Below are 19728 nucleotides of genomic sequence, written 5' to 3' on the forward strand. Positions count from 1 at the left end.
TCAACAGGACGCTAGCGGCCCGGCGCCCGCGCTGTCGACCGGCGTCCGGTCGGCGGCCGTCCCAGTACGGTTCCGGACATGACGTTCTCGATCGTGGCCAGGTCCGCCGACGGTGAGTCGTGGGGGGTCGCCGTGGCGTCGAAGTTCCTCGCCGTCGGCTCCGCCGTGCCGGCAGCGGTGGCCGGCGTCGGGGCGATCGCGACCCAGGCCGACGCCAACGTGGCGTGGAAGGGCATCGCGCTCGCCCACCTCGACGAGGGCGCCACGGCCGGCGTGGCGCTGCAGCGGCTGCTCGAGGAGGACGAGGGCCGCGACCACCGCCAGGTCGGCATCGTCGACGTCGAGGGCAACGCCGTCTCGCACACGGGACCCGCCTGCCTCGACTGGGCGGGTGGTCGGACCGGGGAGGGGTACGCCGTCCAGGGCAACGTGCTCACCGGCGAGGAGGTCGTGGTCGCGATGGAGGAGGCGTGGGCTGCCTCCTCCGACGACGCGCCCCTCGCGCACCGGCTGCTGGCCGCGCTGGGCGCCGGCGACCGGGCCGGCGGGGACCGTCGGGGGCGGCAGAGCGCCGCGCTGCTCGTCGTCCGCGACGGCGCGGGCTACGGCGGCCGCGACGACATCGCCGTCGACCTGCGGGTCGACGACCACGCCGACCCGGTCCCCGAGCTGGCGCGACTGCTCGACCTGAACGACCTCTACCTCACCGCCTCGACGGAGGCGGAGAAGGTGCCTGTCACTCCCGACCTGGCGGCCGAGCTCGCGGCCTTCGCCGAGGCCCGTGGTCACCGCGACTTCCACGCCTGGGTCGGCACCGAGAACTACGAGATGCGGGTCGACCCCGAGCTCGCCTGGATCGACGAGCGGATCCTGGCGGTCGTCCGGTCGGCACCCCCGGACCGCGGGACCGCCTGACCGCCCGGCAGGTGCCCTGGTCGGGCTCCGGCCCGCCGGGGCGACGGCTCTGCGTGCCCTAGGGTCGATCCATGAGCGTGCTGGCCATCGACGCAGGGACCACGGGAGTCACCGCGGTCGTCGTCAGTCCCGAGGGCAAGATCGTCGCCACGGGGTACCAGGAGTTCCGGCAGCACTTCCCGCGACCCGGCTGGGTCGAGCACGCCCCGGAGGAGATCTGGCAGGCCACGCTCGAGGCCACGCGCGAGGTGCTCGGCCGGGTCGACGGCGACGACCTGACCGCGGTGGGGATCACCAACCAGCGCGAGACGGTCGTCCTGTGGGACCGGGAGACGCTGGGCTCGCCGCGCCGGGCGATCGTCTGGCAGGACCGGCGTACAGCCGACATCTGCGCCCGGCTGCGCGAGGAGGGCCACGAGGACCGGGTGGCAGAGCTGACGGGGCTCCGGCTCGACCCGTACTTCTCCGGAACCAAGCTGGTGTGGCTGGCCGAGAACGAGCCCCACACGTGGACCCACGTGCAGGAGGGCCGGTACGCCGTGGGCACGGTGGACTCCTACCTGATCGCCCGCATGACCCGTGGGGTCCACCACGTCACCGACGTGTCCAACGCGTGCCGCACCCTGCTGCTCGACCTGGCCGAGGGCGCCTGGTCCGACGAGCTCTGCGGACTCTTCGGCGTGCCTCGCGACGCGCTGCCCGACCTGGTGCCCAACTGGGGTGAGGTGGCGACGACCGACGCCTCGTCCTTCTGCGGGCTGTCGCTGCCGATCGCCGGGATCGCCGGCGACCAGCAGTCGGCCCTCTTCGGCCAGACCTGCTTCGACGTGGGCGACTCGAAGTGCACCTACGGCACCGGGTCCTTCATCCTCACCAACACCGGGACCTCGCTCGAGCGCTCGGACGCCGGGCTGCTCTCGACGGCCGCGTGGCGCTCACCGGACGGCGAGCTGACCTACGCGCTCGAAGGAGCGATCTTCGTGACCGGCGCCGCCGTGCAGTGGCTGCGCGACGGGCTGCAGATCGTGGGGTCGGCCGCGGAGACGGCGGCGATCGCGGCGACGGTCGACGACTCCGACGGCGTGGTCTTCGTGCCCGCCCTCACCGGGCTCGGCGCGCCCCACTGGGACCCGCACGCCCGGGGTCTCATCATCGGCATCACCCGCGGCACCACCCGTGGCCACATCGTCCGCGCCACCCTCGAGGCGATCGCCTTCGAGGTGCGCGACGTCCTCGAGACCATGCCGTCGACGCTCGCCTCGCTCCGGGTGGACGGCGGCGCGGCCGCCAACGACCTGCTCTGCCAGGTGCAGGCCGACCAGATCGGCGTCCCGGTCGAGCGGCCGGAGATCGTGGAGACCACCGCCCTCGGTGCGGCGTTCCTCGCCGGCCTGGGCACGGGGGTGTGGTCGTCGACCGACGCGCTGCGCGCGACCTGGTCACTGGACCGTCGGTTCGAGCCCGAGGCCGACCGCTCGGAGGCGGACGCGGCGCACACCCGCTGGCTGGCCGCGGTCGACCGGGCGAAGGGCTGGGACTGACCCTCAGACCAGGTCGGCGAGAGGTACGTCGGGGTCGCGGACCCGGTCGTCGGCCGCCCGACCGACCAGTGCCCTGATCGTCTCGGTGGCGTCCCAGTCGTTGGCGTGCATCCCGGCGGCGACGCGGTCGTCCTTGACCCATAGCGCCGTGAAGACCCGGTCGCCGGACAGGTCCCCGCGGACCACGACCTCGTCGTAGCCGTCCCGACCGACGTGCCCGACGTACTCCATGCCGAGGTCGTACTGGTCGGTGTAGAAGAAGGGCTGCCGGTCGTAGGGGGCGTCGTCGCCCAGCATCACGCGCGCGGCGTGCTTGCCCTGCTCCTGGGCGTTGTCCCAGTGCTCGACGCGCACCCGACCCAGGCTGGGGTGGTCGTGGTTGGCCACGTCGCCGGCCGCCCACACGTCCGGGGCGGAGGTGCGCAGCGTCGCGTCGACCAGGACCCCGTCGTCGGTGTCGAGTCCGGCTGCCTCCGCGAGCCCGGTGTCGGGACGGGCGCCGATGCCGACCACCACCAGGTCCGGGTGCACCTCGTGCCCGCCGGCGAGCCGGGCCGTGATGCGGTCGCCGTCGCGGCTGATCGAGTCCAGCCCGCTGTCGAGCCGCAGGTCGACGTCGTGCTCGCGATGGAGGTCCGCGAAGGATCGCGCCACCTCGGGGCCCAGCACGCCGAGCAACGGCAGCTCGGCGGTGTCGACGACCGTCACGGACCCGCCCGCCTTGCGCGCGGCCGAGGCGACCTCGAGACCGATCCAGCCGGCACCGATGACCAGCAGGTCACCCCCCAACCGCTCCTTGAGCGCCAGTGAGTCCTCGAGGCGCCGCAGGTAGGTGAGGTCGACGCCGGACTCGTCGACCATCGCCAGCCGGGTGGGCTGGGAGCCGGTCGCCAGCAGCAGCTTGTCCCACGTGATCGTGCGGTCGCCGACCTCGACGCGGCGGCCGGCCACGTCCAGCGCGGAGGCGGGCGTCCCGGTCAGCAGCTCGACCCCGTGGTCCGCGTACCAGTGGGCCTCGTGGACGAAGGGCGCGTCCGGCCCGGCGTCGCCGAGGAGGATGCCCTTGGACAGGGGTGGTCGCTCGTAGGGCGTGTGGTGCTCCGCAGCGATCAGCGTGATGTCCCCGTCGTACCCCTGCTCGCGGAGCTCGTCGACGGCCTTGGCGCCGGCGAGCCCGCCTCCCACGACAACGATGTGCATGAGCACCTCCTGCTTCGCAGCGTAGCCGCGATTCCTAGCGGCCCAGCCTGGCCAGCGCCTCGGTCGCCCGGTCGTGCTCCCTGGCTGCTGCATCCAGCGCGTCCTGCGCCTCGGACCTGGCGTCCTCGGCCTCGGACAGCTCGTCGTCGGCATCCTCGGAGGCCGTCTCGAGGTCGGCCAGCCGGCGCTTCAGCTCCTCGATCTCGGCCTGCAGCTGCAGGGTTCTGGCCTCGAGGTCGTCGACGGTCGCGTCGGCCTGCGCGAGGGCCGTCCGCGCGTCCGCGAGGGCGGACTCGGTGACGGAGACCCGTTCACGTGCGGCAGCCAGCGCCTTCTCGTCGGCCTCGGGGTCGGGGACCAGGTGCAGCTCGGGCGGCGTCGGCTCGACGGCGCTCGCGGTGAACCCCAGGGCGTCCGGGGTGGCGACGGCCGCGGTGAGGTCGACCTCGTCGACCCCCGTGGCCGAGAGAGCGGTGACCAGGAGGCCGCTGCGGACGGCCTCGGCACAGCGGGCGTCCAGCATGGCGGCGGTCAGCGTCGCCTCGACCTGGTCGGCCACTGCAGGAGTGACCCGGACCCCCTGCTCGGACGCCAGGTGCCGGGCCCCGGTGGTGACCGCCGCCGTGAGCTGACGTCGCTGCCGCGTGAGGGCCCGCAGCTCCTCGCCGGCCATGCCCTCGGCGGCCTGCCGCAAGGCTGCACCCAGCTCGAGCACCTGGGTGATCTGCTCGGCGTCCCGGCGCACGAGCAGGTTGACGACCCAGGCAGCCAGGGAGGGCTTCTTCAGCTTCTTGACCGGCGCGGCCAGGTCGGTGCCCTTGAGCTCCTTGGCTCGGGCGTCGCGAGCCGGCGTGAAGTCGGCGAGCGGCAGCGCGTAGAGCTCGTCGGCGATCTCCAGCAGCTCCGCGGTCACGCTCGCGATCCTAGGCGCGATCCGGGGCCTCGGGGCCGGCGCCGTACTCGAGCTCGAGGGGGTGCGGTGGCCAGGTCGCGGCCCGGCTGCAGCCGGTCGGCCGCCAGCCCAGGTGCTCGTAGAGGCCACGCGCCCGGTGGTTCCCCTCCAGGCACCACAGCCGGGTGGCTCCCGCACCCCTGGCGCGCGTCACGGCCGCCCGGGCCAGCCCGCTCCCCCAGCGGTCGGGGTGGACGGCGAGATGGCGCAAGGTGAGCGGGTCGTGCGCCACGAACGCATCGAGGTGACCCTCACCGTCGACCACCTCCACGGTCACCAACGCGTCGTCGAGGGTCGCGAGCCAGCGCTCACGGACCTCAGCGTAGGGAAACGGGTGCTCCGCGGGTGGGAACAGGTGCCCGAGGGCGACCAGGTTGGCGGCCCGCTCGAGGTCAGCCAGGGCGTCGGCGTCGCCGCGGCCGGCCCGGCGCCAGTCAGGCGCCCTCGTCACCGTCACCATCGTCGTCGTCGAGGCCCTGCGCGATGGCCCAGCGGGTGAGTTGGACCCGGTTGTGCATCTGGAGCTTGCGCAGGGTGTTCTGCACGTGGTTCTGCACCGTGCGGTGCGAGATCACCAGCCGATCGGCGATCTGCTTGTAGGACATCCCCTTGGCGACCATCTTGAGGATCTCGGTCTCGCGCGGGGTGAGCTGCTCCTCGGCCTCGTCGGGTCCCTCCGCCATCCGCCGGAACTCGCCGAGCACCAGGCCGGCGAGGCCCGGTGTGAACACCGTGTCCCCGGCCGCCACCCGACGTACGGCGTCGAGCAGCTCGGCCCGGGAGGCGGACTTGACGAGGTAGCCGGTGGCACCGGCCTTCACCGCCGCGAGGACGTCGGCCTGCTCGCCGGACGCCGACAGGATCAGCACCCGCGCCGACGGGTCGTGGGTGAGCACCTCGGCGGTCACCTCGACCCCGGTGGGGCCGGGGATCTGCAGGTCGAGCACGAGCACCTGGGGCCGCGCGGCCGGGAACCGCGCGATCGCCTCCTGCCCCGTGGCGGCGACTCCCACCACGTCGAAGCCGGCGTCTTGCAGGTCGCGCTCGACGGCGTCGCGCCACATGGGGTGGTCGTCGACCACCATCACCCGGATCGGCACGTCCTCGGTCATGGCGACGACCCTAGACCGAGCACACGCTCACGGTCGGACGAAGCGGCCGCGCCGGTGCACCAGCGGCTCGTCGTCGTCACCCACCTCGACCTCGTCGACGGCACACGTGACCAGCCGGGACCAACCGACGTCGTGGTGGTCCTCCAGCGTCACCAGGGCGTGGGTGTCGCTGTCGGTCAGCAAGGGCCCGTACGCCGTCTCCTCGAAGGAGCCGGTGCGGAAGGCGCCCCCGGGCGCGGGCGCCGTGCCGGCGAAGGCCTCGGCGAGGTCGCGGTGCCGCCACGAGAGCAGCTGCACCACCGCCCGGCCGGTCCGCTCCAGCGCCGCGGTCAGGTCGGCGTCGGGGTCGAGCAGCGCCAGCACCCGACCGGGCTCACCGCCAGCGACCAGGATCGAGGAGACGGTCAGGCCGGCCCGCGCGCCACCCGCGCCCGACGTCCACAGGCTCACCGACCCCGTGACGCGGCCGCGCAACCGGCGTACGGGATCGGGAGAGGGGTCCGCGAAGGGGTGTCCGGAGTGGATGGTCACGACGGACCAGCCTACGACGACCGTTCGGTCACGGTTCGCGCGTTCGCACCACGCGCGGGAGTCCGCGTGGCTAGCCTCCGAGCGTGACGGCAACCCTCACCCCACCCCCGGTGGCGGTCCCCCCGAGACAGCGCACCGGCCGCGCGCTGGTCGTGCTCTTCACGCTGACGGCGTTCACGGGCGCCGCACTCCTCTTCACGGTGCAGCCGCTCGTCGCACGCCTGCTGCTCCCGATGTACGGCGGCAGCGCCACCGTGTGGAGCACCTGCTCGCTGTTCTTCCAGGTGCTGCTGCTCGTCGGCTACGTCTACTCGCACCTGACCACCAGCAGGTTGCCCCGCCGTCGACAGCCACTCGTGCACCTGGCGGTCCTCGCGCTGCCCCTGGCCACCCTCCCGCTGGCCCTCCCGGCCGCGGCGGCGCCCGCGGCCGACGGTTCTCCGACCCTCTGGCTGCTGCGCACGCTCGCCCTCATGATCGGCCTGCCGTTCGTCGTCCTCTCGACGACGGGTCCGCTGCTCCAGCGCTGGTACTCGTGGGCGGACGGACCTCGGTCGGACGACCCGTACTTCCTCTTCGCCGCCAGCAACGTCGGCAGCTTCGGCGGCCTGCTGGCCTACCCGTTCCTCGTGGAGCCCTACCTCAGCCTCGGCCAGCAGACCACGCTGTTCAGCTGGGCCTTCGTGGGGTTCGCCGTCCTCACCGCCACCTGCGGCCTGCTGGGAACCCGGTCCACCGAAGGGCCCCACGACGCGGCCCCGGTGACACCCACTCGACTTCCGCGCCGACGCCTGGCCCGCTGGTGCTGGTACGCCTTCGTGCCGTCCTGCCTGTTCCTCGCGGTGACCCATCACCTCTCGACCGACGTCGCGCCGATCCCGCTGCTCTGGGTGGTCCCGCTCGGCCTCTACCTGGCGACGTTCGTCGCGGCCTTCGCGGTGACCTCGCGCCGCGTACCGCCCACCCTGCTGCGGCTCACCGCCGGGCTCGCCCTCTGCGCCACCATGTTCGCGCCCCTGGCGACCCGGATCCCGCTGAGCGTCGTGATCGGCCTGGACCTGGCCCTCGTGGTCGTGGTCGGGTACACGGCCCACCGCCTTCTCGCGGCGGACCGCCCGGAGCCCGAGCACCTCACCACCTTCTACATCGCCGTGGCGGTCGGCGGCGCTCTGGGCGGCGTGGTGAACGGGTTGATCGCGCCCGTGCTCTTCGACCGCGTGCTGGAGTACCAGCTGATCGTGGCGCTCCTGCCGGCTCTGGCGCTCGGCGTTGCGGTGAGGCGCAGTCCTCGGGGCTACCGACCAACCGCGATCCCGGACGCCGCCCGGTTCGTGGTGGGGCTCGCTCTCATCGCCGGTGCCACAGCGGCACTCGTGCTGGCCTCCCGGGGTGGCAGCACCGCCATGACCGTCGTGGGCCTCGTGGTCTTCGCCGGGCTCGGCTGGGTGCTTGCCGTGATCCCCCGTGCCCTCGTCGCGACGCTCGTCGCAGCCACCGTGGGCATCACCGTCATGAGCAGCTCCTCGGTGGTGCACCGGGACCGCACCTTCTACGGCAGCTACGCGGTCAGCTCGAGCGACGGAGTCACCCAGCTCACGCACGGGACGACGATCCACGGCCGGCAGGTGGACGCCACCCCCGGGACGCCCACCACGTACTACGGGCTCGAGGCACCCCTGGGCGACGTGATGGCCGACGTCCGACCGCAGCGCACCGTGGCCGTCGGGCTGGGCGTGGGGACCATAGCCGCCTACGGTCGCCCGGGCGACAGCATGACCTTTCTGGAGATCGACCCGGCGATCGCCGAGATCGCGGCCGACCCACAGCTCTTCACCTTCCTCAGCGACTCCCGGGCGGAGGTCGACGTCGCGATCGGTGACGGCCGGCTCCTCGCGAAGGACCTGCCCGACGGCCGGGCCGACCTCGTCGTCCTCGACGCCTTCAGCTCGGACGCGATCCCCGTCCACCTGCTGACGCGCGAGGCCTTCCGGACCTACGCGCAGAAGGTCTCCGACGGCGGTGCGATCGCCGTGCACGTCTCCAACCGCCACTTCGACCTGGTGCCGGTTGTTGCGGCCGCCACCGCGGACCTCGGATGGCACGGAGCGGTAGGCCGGGGCGGGCCCGGGACCTGGGTCACACCGAGCGCCTGGGTGCTGATCTCACCCGACGCCTCCCTCGTGGAGCGGGTCGGCGCCGGCGAGCGGTGGTCGCCCCTGGATCTCGACCGCACGGTGCCCTGGACCGACGACTACTCCTCGGTGCTGACCGTTCTGCGGTGACGGCGCCCTCAACGCGGCACCGAGAGCTCCCACTCCGTGCCGTGAGGCCCGGTGTCGAGCCGAGCCGTTCCGCCGAGGTCGGTGAGCCGGGCCACGATCGACTGGGAGACCCCGAGCCGCCCCTCCGCCTCGGCCTGCGACAGCCGGCCGGCGGCGATGCCCGGGCCGTCGTCTCGGACCGTGACGACCACCCGGTCGCCCTCGTCCTCGACCAGCACCCATGCCTGCGCCTCCGCGCCGGCGTGAGTGGCGACGTTGTCGAGGCACGCGCCGAGCGCCGCGACCAGCCCGGCCGCGAGGGGTGCCGGCAACGCGACCGCTGCCCCGGGCGTCGAGACGGTCACGGGAACCCGAGCCGAGCGGGCCACCCCCTCGACGGCCGCGGCGACGTCCTGCTCCGCGCCCGGTGCGGGAACGACGTCCTGCTGGCGGATCATCGACCGGAGTGCGGCCTCCTGCTCGCCCGCGAGCCGTCCGAGCTCCCCGAGCTCACCCCCGAGCTCGCCGCCGCGCCGCTGGACGAGCGCCAGGACCTGGAGCACGCCGTCGTGCACGGCGCGGGCCAGCCGGGCTCGCTCCTCGCCCACGATCGCCGCGCGCTGGGCGGCGTCGCGCTCGCGCTCCATGAGGCGGAGCGACTCGCTGAGGAAGCCGATGACGAGTCCACCGATGAGCAGCAGGAAGATGTTGCCGTAGTTGCCCTGGTCGACGTCCTGCCGCACCGACAGGTCGGCACCCGTGAGGGCGACGGCCGCCACCAGTCCCCCGCGCCAGTCCCACCGCACCGACCAGGCCACCAGTGCCCCGGTCACCCAGAATCCCGGGATCGTCGCCTGCATGTCCGGCCCCTTCACCAGGGGCGACGCCAGGATCAGCGCCAGCGCCACGGCCAGATCGGTGCCGAGAAGGGCACCCGTACGACGGGTCGGGTCGGCGTACGCGGCGATCGCGACGACCGTCCAGACGACCATCACAGCCACGCAGGCGAGACCCGCGACCGGGTGGTCGACGTTGCCGGCGCGGTAGGCGTAGAGGACGAGGGCGTTGAGGAGCAGGACGACCCGCAGGACCGCGAGCGCCCGGAACAGCCGGTCCTCCACCGCGAGCGCGGGCCGGGACCACAGGCGCAGCCGGGTCAGGACGCCTGCTTCTGGTCGGCGGGCTCGGCCGCGCCGGCGTCCTTGGCGTCCTTGTCCCCCCGCTTGGCTTCCTCCTTGGCGCGGGCGGCGTACGTGTCGACGTACTCCTGGCCGGAGAGCCGCATGATCTCGTACATGATCTCGTCGGTGATCGAGCGCAGGATGTAACGGTCGTTCTCCATGCCCTCGTAGCGCGAGAAGTCGAGCGGCCTCCCGAACCGCACGCCCGGCCGGGTCACCGTGCCGAACTTCTTGCCGGGCGGGGCGACGACGTCGGTGCGGAGGACGGCGACCGGGATGACCGGCACCCCCGTCTCGAGCGCGAGCCGGGCGACGCCGGTCTTGCCGCGGTAGAGACGGCCGTCGTGCGAGCGCGTGCCCTCCGGGTAGATGCCGAACAGCTCCCCGCTCTCGAGGATGCGTCGCGCCGAGGAGAGGGCACCCTCGGCCGCTGAGGCGCCGGAGCGGTCGATGGGGACCTGACCCGCGCCCGCGAAGAACTTCCTCTGGAACCAGCCCTTGATGCCGGGCGAGGTGAAGTACTCGGCCTTCGCGACGAAGGTGACACGACGCGCAAGCGTGAGGGGCATGAACAGCCAGTCTGCGTAGGACAGGTGGTTGCTGGCCAGGATCGCCGGTCCCTCTTCGGGGACGTGCTCGGCGCCCTCGACCTGGGGACGGAAGATCACTCGGAGCAGCGGCCCGAGGGCGATCCACTTGAGGAACCAGTAGAACACCGCACGCCCTCCCCGACGGTTCCGAGACCTGACGTGGTGAAGCCTAGTCCCATCGACGCGGGTGTCCCATCGCACGACCGCTCGGCTGGTGCAGAATCCTCCGCATGAGCACCCACCCGCTGGCCCGACCGCTGTCGAGGCCGGCCCGCCCCGAGCTCACCGACGGCCGTGCCCTCGGGGTGCTGCTCCTCCACGGGTTCAGCGGCTCGCCCGCGTCGATGAAGCCGTGGGCGGAGTACCTCCACGACAAGGGCTACGCGGTCGAGGTGCCCCTCCTGCCCGGCCACGGGACGCGGTGGCAGGACCTCAACGAGGTCGCGTGGACGGACTGGTACGAGACCGCGTCCGATGCGCTCGACTCGCTCGTCGGGGCCTGCGACCGGGTCGTGGTCGCAGCGCTGTCCATGGGCGGCTCGCTCGCCCTGAGGCTGGCCCAGGAACGACCGGGGGACGTCGCCGGCGTCGTGCTGGTCAACCCGTTCGTGTCGAGCAGGCGCAAGGAGCTGATGGCTCTGCCACTGCTCAAGATGCTGGTTCCCTCGCTGCCGGGGGTGGTCAACGACATCAAGAAGCCCGGTCAGGACGAGGTGGGTTACCCACGGTTGCCGCTCAAGGGCCTCGCCGAGGTGCTGAAGATGTGGCGCTCGGTCGTGCCGGACCTGCCGAAGGTGACCCAGCCGCTGCTCTACTTCCGCTCCAGCGTCGACCACGTCATCGACTCCTCGTCGAGCCAGACCGTGCTGGGGGCCGTGAGCTCGCGCGACGCGTCGGAGCGGATCCTCGACAACAGCTACCACGTCGCCACGCTCGACCACGAGGCCGAGATCATCTTCGCCGAGTCGGCGGACTTCGTGGCCCGCGTGACCGCCTGACCCGGCGACGTACGCTGGGTCGGGTGAGCGGGACCGAGGACGACGCCTGGCGCGCGATCGTCGAGAACTACGGCGAGCGGCCCCAGGTCGACGACGACGACCTGCCGGCGAGCGAGCCCGAGCCGGAGCCGTTCGCGCCCACGGACGACGACCTGGACCGACCCGACCCCGCCGACCGCTTCGTGCCGCCGGTGCCACCCCCCGGGCCCAGGCTCCGGCTGCCCCAGCACCTCCCGTGGATCGGCGTCTTCGGCGCGCCTGCCGTGCTGCTGCTGGCGCTGCTCACCGGGATCGACCTGCCCGGGTGGGCGGGCTACGGCCTCGTCACCGCCTTCGTCGGCGGGTTCCTGTGGCTGGTGCTGACCATGCGCCGCGGCGGCCGCGACCCGTGGGACGACGGCGCCCGGGTGTGACCACCCGGCCCCGCTCGCCCCGCCTCCGACTTCCTCAGTAAGGTCCCGGCTGTGAGCGCGAGCGAGACCGTCGAAGTCACCGGCCACCTGATGGACAGCGGCGTGCTGAGCCGCGTCCTGGACGACGTCCGCGAGTACGGCGGTGACTGGGTGGTCGACAAGATCGACCTCGGGCGGGAGCGGGACGACACCAGCCGCGCGGTGATCACCCTGACCGCGGACGACGACGAGTCCTTGCAGCGACTCCTGATGCGGCTCCAGACGTGGGGCGTCAACCAGGTCGATCCCGGTGAGGCGACGCTCGCCGAGGCCGACCTCGACGGCGTGTTCCCCGACGGCTTCTACTCCACGACCAACCTCGCCACGAAGGTGCGCCTCGGCGGGCGCTGGCACGACGTGGTCAACCCCGAGATGGACTGCGGTCTGGTCGTCGAGAAGGACGAGGCCGGCGCCCCCACGCGCGTCATCACCCTGCCCATGTCCGACGTCAGGGTGGGCATGTCGGTCGTCATCGGCGCCGCGGGCGTCCGTGTCACGATCCCGGTCGTCGACCGCGACGACGAGGCGTTCGGCTTCATGGAGTCCGAGGTGTCCTCCGAGAAGCCCCAGGCCGTGCTGGTGCGGATGGTGGCCGACGGGATGCGCGAGGCCAAGGCGAACGGGCAGAAGGTGCTGTGGGTCGGCGGACCCGGCGTCGTCCACACCGGCGCCTCGCAGGCGATGATCGCCATGGTCGAGGCGGGTTTCGTCGACGTCCTCTTCGCGGGCAACGCGCTGGCGACCCACGACATCGAGTCCTCGCTCTACGGCACCTCGCTGGGGGTCGACCTGTCGCAGGGACACGGCGTCCCCCACGGCCACGAGCACCACATCCGCGCACTCAACACCATCCGCAAGCACGGCTCCATCAAGGCCGCTGTGGACGCCGGGGTGCTGACGGGCGGCATCATGCACGCGCTGGTCACCCACGACCGGGAGTTCGTGCTCGTGGGATCGGTCCGGGACGACGGCCCGCTGCCGGATGTCTACACCGACGTCATCGAGGGGCAGCGGGCGATGCGGGCCAAGCTCCCCGACGTCGGCTTCTGCCTGATGGTCGCGACGATGCTGCACTCGGTCGCCACCGGCAACATCCTGCCGGCGTCGATCCCGCTGGTGTGCGTCGACATCAACCCGGCCACCGTGACCAAGCTCGCCGACCGCGGATCCAGCCAGGCACGCGGCATCGTGACGGACGTGGGGCTGTTCCTCGAGCAGCTCGCCCACGAGCTCGTGCCCGGCTACCGGCGCGACTGACCCCGGGCCAGCAGCGCCGCTCCCACCATCCCGGCCGCCGCACCCAGCGCCGCCGGCCGCAGGGGCGGCACGATGCGGTGGTCGACGGCCACCAGGGACCTCGCCAGGGCCTCGCGGGCCGGGTCGAGCAGCCGGTCACCGGACTCGGCGAGCCCACCGCCCACGACGACCAGCGCCGGGTCGAGGGCTGCCACGACGTTCGCCAGACCGACCCCGAGCCAGTGCCCGACGCTGCTGAAGGCGGCGCGAGCGACCAGGTCGCCCTCCTGGGCCGCCGTCGTGACCATCGGTCCGGTCAACCGGGTCGGGTCGCCGTCACAGAGCTCCTGCAGCACGGTCGGCTCGACCCCCAGCCGGGTGCGCGCCTCCCGGATCAGGGCGTTGCCGCTGGAGTACTGCTCCCAGCAGCCGCGCCGGCCGCACTCGCAGCCGATCCCGTCCGGCACGACCCGCATGTGGCCGAACTCCCCCGCCATCCCCTGCGCCCCGCGCCAGACCCGACCGTCGACGACGACCGCCCCACCGATGCCGGTCCCCAGCGTGAGCAGGACGAACGAAGGGGTGTCGCGCCCGGCGCCGTACGTCGCCTCGGCGATCGCCGCGCAGTTGGCGTCGTTGTCCAGGGCGACCGGGACGCCGAGCCGCCTGGCGAGCCGCCCGGCGACGTCATCGTCCCGCCAGGGCAGGTGCGGAGCGAACCGGACCCGGCCGCCGGAGACGAAGCCCGCCGCCGCGAGGCCGACGGCCTCGACCGGCTCGGGTCCGCTCGCGGCGTGCACCGCGTCGACCAGCGCTTCCTCGATGGCCTCCGGGGACGTGTGGCGACCCGGTGTGGTGCCCCGCGCCGTCCGCAGCACCTCGCCGTCAGCAGCGACCGCGCCGGCGAGCACCTTGGTGCCCCCGACGTCGACACCGACGACCGCCCCCATCCCGGTCAGCGCCTGGCGAGGTCAGCCGCACCGACGAGGCCGGCGGAGTTGCCGAGGGTCGCGAGCCGGATCGCGGCGACCGGCCGGTGTGCCCGACCCGGGAGGCTCGCCTCGAACGCCACCCGCAGTGGTTCCAGCAGCAGCTCCTGCGCCTCGCTGACCCCGCCGCCGATCGCGACGACCGCCGGGTCGAGCACGCTGCACAACGAGGCGATGCCCTCGCCCAGCCAGCGACCGGTCTCGGCCAGCCGCTCGACGGCGAAGGGGTCCCCGGCCTGGGCGGCAGCGGTGATGTCGGGTCCCGTGATGGCGCCAGGAGCGCCCGCGCGGTCGACGAGGCCTGCTGCTGCCGGCTCGCCCATGCCGGCGAGCCGGCGGGCGTCCCGGACCAGGGCGCTGCCGCTGGCGTACTGCTCCAGGCAGCCCCGCTGGCCGCAGCCGCACGGGTGTCCCCCGGGGACGACGCGGAGGTGGCCGATCTCGGCGGCGACACCGAATGCGCCCCGGTGGACGTCCCCGCCGAGGACGAGACCACCACCGACGCCGGTGCCGACCGTCACCAGCAGCAGGTCCTCGACGTCGTGACCGGCGCCGTACCGGAACTCCCCCCAGGCAGCGGCGTTGGCGTCGTTCTCGACGACGACCCGCAACCCGATCCGGTCCTCGAGCTCCCCCTTGAGGTCGACGTCGCGCCAGGCCAGGTTGGGTGCGATCAGGACCTTGGCGCGGTCGCGGTCGACGTAGCCGGCCGCGCCGACGCCGACGGCCTCGACGTCGTGGCGGGACCGAAGCTGGGAGACGAGGTCGGAGATCGCGTCCTCGATGGCCGCGACGTCGCTGGCCGGGGACTCCACGCGGAGCCGCTCCAGGACCCGCCCCTCCTCGTCGACCACACCACCGGCGATCTTGGTGCCGCCGACGTCGATGCCGCACGTGAGGCTCATGCCTCGTCCTCCGGCCACTCGTCGTCGGTCAGGTCGATGTGCTCGACACCGGCAGCCGGATCGGGCCGTGAGCCCGGGCCCGAGGCCGCCGCGAGCACCCCGGCCGCCGCCTGCATCAGGGACGCCGCCGCCACGGCGAGGTGCTCGCGCACCTCGGGGCTCGTCTCCCGCACTGCGTGGACGGCACGGCACACGGGGCAGTAGCGGCACTCGGACGACCCGGTGGCGACGTGCTCGTCGACGTCCTGCGCGACTGCGGCCGCTTGCGCAGCGAGACCGGAGAGGCCAGCGCCCAGGTCGGACCCCTGCTCCTTCGCCCAGCCGCTGAGGGCGCCGAAGAGCTTGGCGGCCTCCTCGCCGACGCTGCCGACCTCGTCGCCGCCACCGGCGTCACGCGGACCGCTGCTCATGACTGCCTCTCCTCGAACCTGACCTGCAGCTCACCCTGCTCCACCCGCGCGCCGGCCGTCCGGTACCTCGACAGCACCGCGGGCAGGGTGAGCAGCCGACGATACGACCCCACGCTGACCACGAGCTCGTCGCCCGTGCGCGCGAGATCGACGTCGGAGCGCTGCACCCCGGGGAGCGCGAGGTGCAGGACCGCGCCCGTGCCCGTCCGCGTGACCCGGAACGGGCCCTCGCCCACCGGCCGGGCCAGGGGGTCGGCGACGCCGTAGACCTCGGACGCCAGCGTCCGCAGGGCCTGCTCCCCCACCGGCTCGCAGGGGCGGTAGACCGAGCGCCACACCGGGAGCCCCGCGAAGGACTGGGCGACCTGTTCGAGGACAGCGTCCTGCGCCGTCACCCAGCCGGCGCGCCAGTCGTCGGCGCCCTCGGCCGGGAAGACCCGGTTGGCGACGACGCCGTCGACGCGGTAGCCGAAGAGCGACAGCGTCGTGTAGGAGCGACGCGCCTCGGCGAGCACGACCTGCTCCGGGGTGAGCACCAGGCGCACGCTCGCGTCTGGCCCGCTGAGGAGTCGACGTACCTCGTCGAGCTCCTGGTGGAGCCGCTCGACGGCGTCGAAGACGGTGTCCTCGGGCATGGGGACGCCGGCGGCACGCTGCAGCACCGGCTTGAGCGTCCGCACGACGCGGCGCTCGAACGGGAAGACGCGCTGCATGTACCAGCCGAGTGCCTCGGGGAGCGCGAGCAACCGCAGTGTCTCCGCGGTCGGCGCGCAGTCGACGACGACGACGTCCCAGCAGCCTGACCGGGCCTGGAGCCGCAGCTCCAGCAGCGCCAGCACCTCCTCGGCGCCGGGGATGACGGTGAGCTCCTCGGCCGCCACCGGGTCGACGCCCGCGACGTCGAGCACGGACAGCAGATAGCCCTGGATGTCGGCCCAGGACTGCTCGAAGCGCCGCTGGGCGTCGACCTGCTGCACGTGAAGCCGGTCGGCCACCTCGGTCGGCTCCGGCCCGATCTCGGTGCCGAACGCGTCCGCGAGGGAGTGCGCCGCGTCGGTGGACAGCACCAGGGTGCGGTGTCCCGCGGCGGCGGCGAGCGCGGCGGTGCCGGCCGCGACGGTGGACTTGCCGACCCCTCCCTTGCCGGTGAAGAGCAGGACCCTCACGAGAGGGCTTCGACCCGCTTCTTCAGGCCCTTGAGGGCGGTGTCGATGAGGATCTTCTCCCCCTTGCGCTTGATCATCCCGATCAGCGGAACCGAGAGGTCGAGTGCGAGCCGGTAGGTGACCTCGGTCCGGCCGCCGCCGAGGTCGCGCAGCGTGTAGGCACCGTCCAGGGTGCGGAGCATCTTGCCCTCGACCAGGTGCCAGGTCACCTCGTCGTAGCCGTCCCAGTCGTAGGCCAGCGTGTACTCGTCCTTGATCGGCGAGACGTCGAGCCGGAAGAACACCCGCTCGGCCCAGCCGCCCTCGCCCTCCTCGACGACGCGTGCCTCCTGCACGCCCTTGGCCCACTCCGGGTAGGCGGCGAAGTCGCCGATGACCTCCATCACGGCGGCGGGCTCGGCGTCGATGACGATCGAGGAGGTCGTCTGCTCCGCCATCGGGATCCCCCTGGGACTCGGGAAGGCTGCTGACCGCAGCATCACGTGCGCCGCGAGACTACCGGACCGCGGCAGCCCCGCTCGACAGCGGTAGCCTGCCGCGTGCACCGGTCGACAGGTGTCCGTCACGGATGGGGAGGAAGCAGTGCGGGAGTACTCGACACCGCTCGCGACCGAGATTCCGACCACGGGCAACCTCACCGACGACGTGGTGACCAACGCCCGGCAGCACCCCGACGCGGTGCTCTTCAGCCGTCACGACGGCGAGACCTGGCACGAGGTCGAGGCGGCCGACTTCCTGGCCCAGGTGAGCGCCGTGGCGAAGGGGCTGGTGGCCAGCGGCCTGGAGCCGGGTGACCGGGTTGCCCTGATCTCGCGGACGCGCTACGAGTGGACGCTGCTCGACTACGCGATCTGGTTCGCAGGCTGCGTGACCGTCCCTCTCTACGAGACCTCCTCGGCCGACCAGATCGCCTGGATCCTGCGCGACTCAGGGGCCCGGGCGGCGGTGGCCGAGACCTCCGACCACGTCGCGCGGGTCGAGGCGGGCCGCGACGAGCTCACGGACCTCCGCGAGCTGTGGTGCCTCGACGACGGAGCGGTCGCTGAGCTGCGCCGGCTCGGGGAACGGGTCACCGACGACGAGCTCGAGGACCGGCGTACGACGGCGACGCCGCTGGACCTGGCGACCCTGATCTACACGTCCGGCACGACGGGTCGGCCGAAGGGTTGCATGCTGACCCACGGCAACTTCATGTTCGAGCTCGGCGTGGCCACCGAGGAGCTGCACGAGCTGTTCGAGGAAGGTGCAGCCACGCTGCTCTTCCTCCCGCTGGCCCACGTGTTCGCGCGGATCATCCAGATCGGGGCGGTCAAGCGGCGGGTGCGCCTGGGCCACACGGCCGACATCCCCCGCCTGGTCGACCGGATGGGCGAGTTCCAGCCGACCTTCGTCCTCGCCGTCCCGCGGGTGTTCGAGAAGGTCTTCAACACCGCCTCGCAGCGCGCCACCGCCGACGGCCGCGGCCCCCTCTTCGACCGCGCGGCACGTGCGGCCATGGACTGGTCCCGCTCGCTCGAGCGTGGCCGCCCGTCGCTCCGGGTGAGAGCCGAGCACGCTGTCTTCTCCCGGCTCGTCTATCCCCAGCTGCGGCTGGCGCTCGGCGGTCGGTGTCGCCACGCCATCTCCGGCGGCGCCCCGCTCGGCGAGCGCTTGGGCCACTTCTACCGCGGCATCGGGCTGACCGTGCTCGAGGGCTACGGCCTGACGGAGACGACCGCAGCCCTGACCGTCAACCTCCCCGACGCCGTCAAGGTCGGCACAGTAGGGCGCCCCCTCCCGGGCACCAGCGTCCGGGTGGCCGAGGACGGCGAGCTCCTGTTCCGGGGCGGGCAGGTCTTCCCCGGCTACTGGAACGACGAGGACGCGACGCGCGCCACCCTGGAGCGCGACGGCTGGTTCCACACCGGTGACGTGGGTGAGGTGGACGAGGAGGGCTTCGTGCGGATCACCGGCCGCAAGAAGGAGATCCTCGTGACCGCCGGCGGCAAGAACGTCTCGCCGGCCGTCCTCGAGGACCGCGTCCGGGCACACGCCCTGGTGAGCCAGTGCCTCGTCGTGGGTGACGGCCAACCCTTCATCGCCGCGCTGGTCACGCTCGACGCCGAAGCTGTCGAGGCGTGGGCGCAGGCCCATGCCCCCGGACACGCGGTGGCCGACCTCGTCGACCACCCGGACCTGCGGGCGGAGGTCCAGGCGGCGATCGACGACGCCAACCAGGCCGTCTCGAAGGCGGAGTCGATCCGGAAGTTCGCGATCCTGGCCCACGACTGGACCGAGGAGGGCGGCCAGCTCACCCCCAGCCTGAAGCTGCGGCGCAGCGTGGTGACCCGCGAGTCACGGGCCGAGATCGCTGCGCTCTATCGCGCCTGATCCACCTTCCCACGAGCTCGTCCGACGACGCGCCACGTATTTCCTGAAACGCGTGTGACTGAGGTGGTTTGTCCCTACAGTGGTCCCGCGTCCTGCTGAGCGTCGAGCGTTGGTCTCGGGCGAGGCGAGTTCAGGACGGCCGATCGACCCCCGGGGTCGGCAAGAGAACGAGAGGGTGCCGATGAACCGCCGAACCGTCCTGCTCATCGTGGCTGTCGTCATCGCGTTGCTCGGTACAGCGCTCGTCTTCGTCTACGTCCGCGGCGCCGACCAGCGCGCCGAGGACCAGTTCGACACGGTCGACGTGCTCACCGCCGTCGCGCCCATCGAGCCGGGCGAGTCGATCGACGATGCCGCCACCAACGGGAAGCTGGCGATGGAGGCTGTCGCCCAGAGCAACCTGCTGCCCAACCACCAGACCTCCATCGAGGCCCTCAGCGGCAGCGTCGCGACAACGCGGATCTACGCCGGTGAGCAGATCATCTCCGACAAGTTCGGGAGCGAGGTCGAGGCCACGACGGCTCTGGCCATCCCGAAGGGCATGATCGCGGTCTCCGTCAACCTCACCGACACCGCCCGCGTCGCGGGGTTCGTCAGCCCCGGAACCAGGGTGGCGATCTTCCTCAACGGCACGGACGACTCCGACAACAACTTCACGCGCCTGTTGCTGGAGGAGGTGGAGGTGATCGCGGTCGGTTCGACGAGCACCACCCAGACCACGACCACCACGCCCGAGGGCACCCAGACCACCGAGGAGCTCCCCAAGACGCTGATGACCCTGGCCCTCGACCAGGACGACGCGGAGAAGGTGCTCTTCAGCCAGACCAACGGTGAGCTGGTCTTCGGCCTGATGACCGAGGACAGCAACGTCAACTCCGGACCCGGTGTCACGACCGGGACCCTCTTCAGGTGAGCTGCC

At 72.6% G+C, this 19728-nt stretch carries 20 protein-coding genes; 8 read left to right on the forward strand and 12 right to left on the reverse strand.

Features of this window, described 5'->3' with window-relative positions:
• Positions 1 to 78 precede the first annotated feature (78 nt).
• On the forward strand, positions 79 to 915 hold the full coding sequence (locus K6T13_RS10840; RefSeq protein WP_222894591.1) for a DUF1028 domain-containing protein: 837 nt from the start codon (positions 79 to 81) through the stop codon (positions 913 to 915).
• A 71-nt stretch (positions 916 to 986) separates the two neighbouring features.
• The gene (glpK, locus tag K6T13_RS10845; protein ID WP_222894592.1) at positions 987 to 2456 is read left to right on the forward strand and encodes a glycerol kinase GlpK; all 1470 of its coding nucleotides are present in this window, start codon (positions 987 to 989) and stop codon (positions 2454 to 2456) included.
• A gap of 3 nt (positions 2457 to 2459) precedes the next feature.
• Here glpK and K6T13_RS10850 read toward each other — a convergent pair whose 3' ends face one another.
• From K6T13_RS10850 to K6T13_RS10870, 5 genes are read right to left on the reverse strand one after another with little or no spacing between them, the layout of a single operon-like run.
• Positions 2460 to 3656 (reverse strand): NAD(P)/FAD-dependent oxidoreductase, encoded by a 1197-nt coding sequence (locus K6T13_RS10850; RefSeq protein WP_222894593.1) that lies wholly within the window; start codon positions 3654 to 3656, stop codon positions 2460 to 2462.
• A 34-nt stretch (positions 3657 to 3690) separates the two neighbouring features.
• Positions 3691 to 4569 carry a hypothetical protein gene (locus K6T13_RS10855; protein WP_222894594.1) on the reverse strand — a complete coding sequence of 293 codons (879 nt, stop codon included), beginning with the start codon at positions 4567 to 4569 and terminating at the stop codon, positions 3691 to 3693.
• Between the two features lie 10 nt (positions 4570 to 4579).
• Positions 4580 to 5059: a GNAT family N-acetyltransferase gene (locus K6T13_RS10860; RefSeq protein ID WP_222894595.1), complete on the reverse strand. Its 480-nt coding sequence runs from the start codon at positions 5057 to 5059 to the stop codon at positions 4580 to 4582.
• A complete protein-coding gene (locus K6T13_RS10865) occupies positions 5043 to 5720 on the reverse strand; it encodes a response regulator (RefSeq protein WP_222894596.1) in 678 nt (225 codons plus the stop codon). The genes K6T13_RS10860 and K6T13_RS10865 overlap by 17 nt, the downstream gene beginning before the upstream one ends.
• Positions 5721 to 5747: 27 nt before the next feature.
• Positions 5748 to 6251: a flavin reductase family protein gene (locus K6T13_RS10870; protein ID WP_222894597.1), complete on the reverse strand. Its 504-nt coding sequence runs from the start codon at positions 6249 to 6251 to the stop codon at positions 5748 to 5750.
• Between the two features lie 83 nt (positions 6252 to 6334).
• Between K6T13_RS10870 and K6T13_RS10875 the strand changes: the two genes are divergently transcribed.
• The gene (locus K6T13_RS10875; RefSeq protein WP_222894598.1) at positions 6335 to 8533 is read left to right on the forward strand and encodes a fused MFS/spermidine synthase; all 2199 of its coding nucleotides are present in this window, start codon (positions 6335 to 6337) and stop codon (positions 8531 to 8533) included.
• A gap of 8 nt (positions 8534 to 8541) precedes the next feature.
• Here K6T13_RS10875 and macS read toward each other — a convergent pair whose 3' ends face one another.
• Both macS and K6T13_RS10885 read right to left on the reverse strand, forming a co-directional pair.
• The gene (gene macS, locus K6T13_RS10880; RefSeq protein ID WP_249423736.1) at positions 8542 to 9633 is read right to left on the reverse strand and encodes a MacS family sensor histidine kinase; all 1092 of its coding nucleotides are present in this window, start codon (positions 9631 to 9633) and stop codon (positions 8542 to 8544) included.
• Positions 9634 to 9668: 35 nt separating this feature from the next.
• A complete protein-coding gene (locus K6T13_RS10885) occupies positions 9669 to 10409 on the reverse strand; it encodes a lysophospholipid acyltransferase family protein (RefSeq protein ID WP_222894599.1) in 741 nt (246 codons plus the stop codon).
• A 104-nt stretch (positions 10410 to 10513) separates the two neighbouring features.
• On the opposite strand from K6T13_RS10885, the gene K6T13_RS10890 reads away from it, so the two are divergent.
• Genes K6T13_RS10890 through K6T13_RS10900 form a run of 3 tightly spaced genes read left to right on the forward strand, consistent with a single transcriptional unit; the run spans position 10514 to position 12990 of the window.
• On the forward strand, positions 10514 to 11281 hold the full coding sequence (locus K6T13_RS10890; protein WP_222894600.1) for an alpha/beta hydrolase: 768 nt from the start codon (positions 10514 to 10516) through the stop codon (positions 11279 to 11281).
• 23 nt (positions 11282 to 11304) lie between these two features.
• Positions 11305 to 11694 (forward strand): hypothetical protein, encoded by a 390-nt coding sequence (locus tag K6T13_RS10895; RefSeq protein ID WP_222894601.1) that lies wholly within the window; start codon positions 11305 to 11307, stop codon positions 11692 to 11694.
• A gap of 51 nt (positions 11695 to 11745) precedes the next feature.
• Positions 11746 to 12990, forward strand: coding sequence for an ornithine cyclodeaminase, nickel-pincer nucleotide-dependent (locus tag K6T13_RS10900; RefSeq protein WP_222894602.1), 1245 nt, complete (start codon positions 11746 to 11748; stop codon positions 12988 to 12990).
• Here K6T13_RS10900 and K6T13_RS10905 read toward each other — a convergent pair.
• Genes K6T13_RS10905 through K6T13_RS10925 form a run of 5 tightly spaced genes read right to left on the reverse strand, consistent with a single transcriptional unit; the run spans position 12975 to position 16876 of the window.
• The gene (locus K6T13_RS10905) at positions 12975 to 13919 is read right to left on the reverse strand and encodes an ROK family protein (protein WP_222894603.1); all 945 of its coding nucleotides are present in this window, start codon (positions 13917 to 13919) and stop codon (positions 12975 to 12977) included. The genes K6T13_RS10900 and K6T13_RS10905 overlap by 16 nt on opposite strands.
• Positions 13920 to 13924: 5 nt before the next feature.
• Positions 13925 to 14863 carry an ROK family glucokinase gene (locus tag K6T13_RS10910; protein WP_222894604.1) on the reverse strand — a complete coding sequence of 313 codons (939 nt, stop codon included), beginning with the start codon at positions 14861 to 14863 and terminating at the stop codon, positions 13925 to 13927.
• Positions 14860 to 15273, reverse strand: a complete 414-nt coding sequence (locus K6T13_RS10915) for a hypothetical protein (RefSeq protein ID WP_222894605.1) — start codon at positions 15271 to 15273, stop codon at positions 14860 to 14862. The genes K6T13_RS10910 and K6T13_RS10915 overlap by 4 nt, the downstream gene beginning before the upstream one ends.
• Positions 15270 to 16439 carry an ArsA family ATPase gene (locus K6T13_RS10920; protein ID WP_222894606.1) on the reverse strand — a complete coding sequence of 390 codons (1170 nt, stop codon included), beginning with the start codon at positions 16437 to 16439 and terminating at the stop codon, positions 15270 to 15272. Before K6T13_RS10920 ends, K6T13_RS10915 begins: the two co-directional genes overlap by 4 nt.
• Positions 16436 to 16876, reverse strand: a complete 441-nt coding sequence (locus K6T13_RS10925) for an SRPBCC family protein (protein WP_222894607.1) — start codon at positions 16874 to 16876, stop codon at positions 16436 to 16438. Before K6T13_RS10925 ends, K6T13_RS10920 begins: the two co-directional genes overlap by 4 nt.
• A gap of 145 nt (positions 16877 to 17021) precedes the next feature.
• Here K6T13_RS10925 and K6T13_RS10930 point away from each other — a divergent pair, with 145 nt between their 5' ends.
• The gene (locus tag K6T13_RS10930; protein WP_222894608.1) at positions 17022 to 18809 is read left to right on the forward strand and encodes an AMP-dependent synthetase/ligase; all 1788 of its coding nucleotides are present in this window, start codon (positions 17022 to 17024) and stop codon (positions 18807 to 18809) included.
• A gap of 181 nt (positions 18810 to 18990) precedes the next feature.
• Entirely contained in the window at positions 18991 to 19722 is a 732-nt protein-coding gene (gene cpaB / locus K6T13_RS10935; RefSeq protein WP_222894609.1) for a Flp pilus assembly protein CpaB, read from the forward strand.
• Positions 19723 to 19728: the final 6 nt, after the last annotated feature.

Source organism: Nocardioides coralli (genome assembly GCF_019880385.1).
Classification (GTDB): domain Bacteria; phylum Actinomycetota; class Actinomycetes; order Propionibacteriales; family Nocardioidaceae; genus Nocardioides; species Nocardioides coralli.

Coding starts and splice junctions, on each gene's coding strand:
- K6T13_RS10840 (WP_222894591.1), top strand. CDS start 79: ATGACGTTCTCGATCGTGGCCAGGTCCGCCGACGGTGAGTCGTGGGGG.
- glpK (WP_222894592.1), top strand. CDS start 987: ATGAGCGTGCTGGCCATCGACGCAGGGACCACGGGAGTCACCGCGGTC.
- K6T13_RS10850 (WP_222894593.1), bottom strand. CDS start 3,656: ATGCACATCGTTGTCGTGGGAGGCGGGCTCGCCGGCGCCAAGGCCGTC.
- K6T13_RS10865 (WP_222894596.1), bottom strand. CDS start 5,720: ATGACCGAGGACGTGCCGATCCGGGTGATGGTGGTCGACGACCACCCC.
- K6T13_RS10890 (WP_222894600.1), top strand. CDS start 10,514: ATGAGCACCCACCCGCTGGCCCGACCGCTGTCGAGGCCGGCCCGCCCC.
- K6T13_RS10905 (WP_222894603.1), bottom strand. CDS start 13,919: ATGGGGGCGGTCGTCGGTGTCGACGTCGGGGGCACCAAGGTGCTCGCC.
- K6T13_RS10910 (WP_222894604.1), bottom strand. CDS start 14,863: ATGAGCCTCACGTGCGGCATCGACGTCGGCGGCACCAAGATCGCCGGT.
- K6T13_RS10915 (WP_222894605.1), bottom strand. CDS start 15,273: ATGAGCAGCGGTCCGCGTGACGCCGGTGGCGGCGACGAGGTCGGCAGC.
- K6T13_RS10925 (WP_222894607.1), bottom strand. CDS start 16,876: ATGGCGGAGCAGACGACCTCCTCGATCGTCATCGACGCCGAGCCCGCC.
- cpaB (WP_222894609.1), top strand. CDS start 18,991: ATGAACCGCCGAACCGTCCTGCTCATCGTGGCTGTCGTCATCGCGTTG.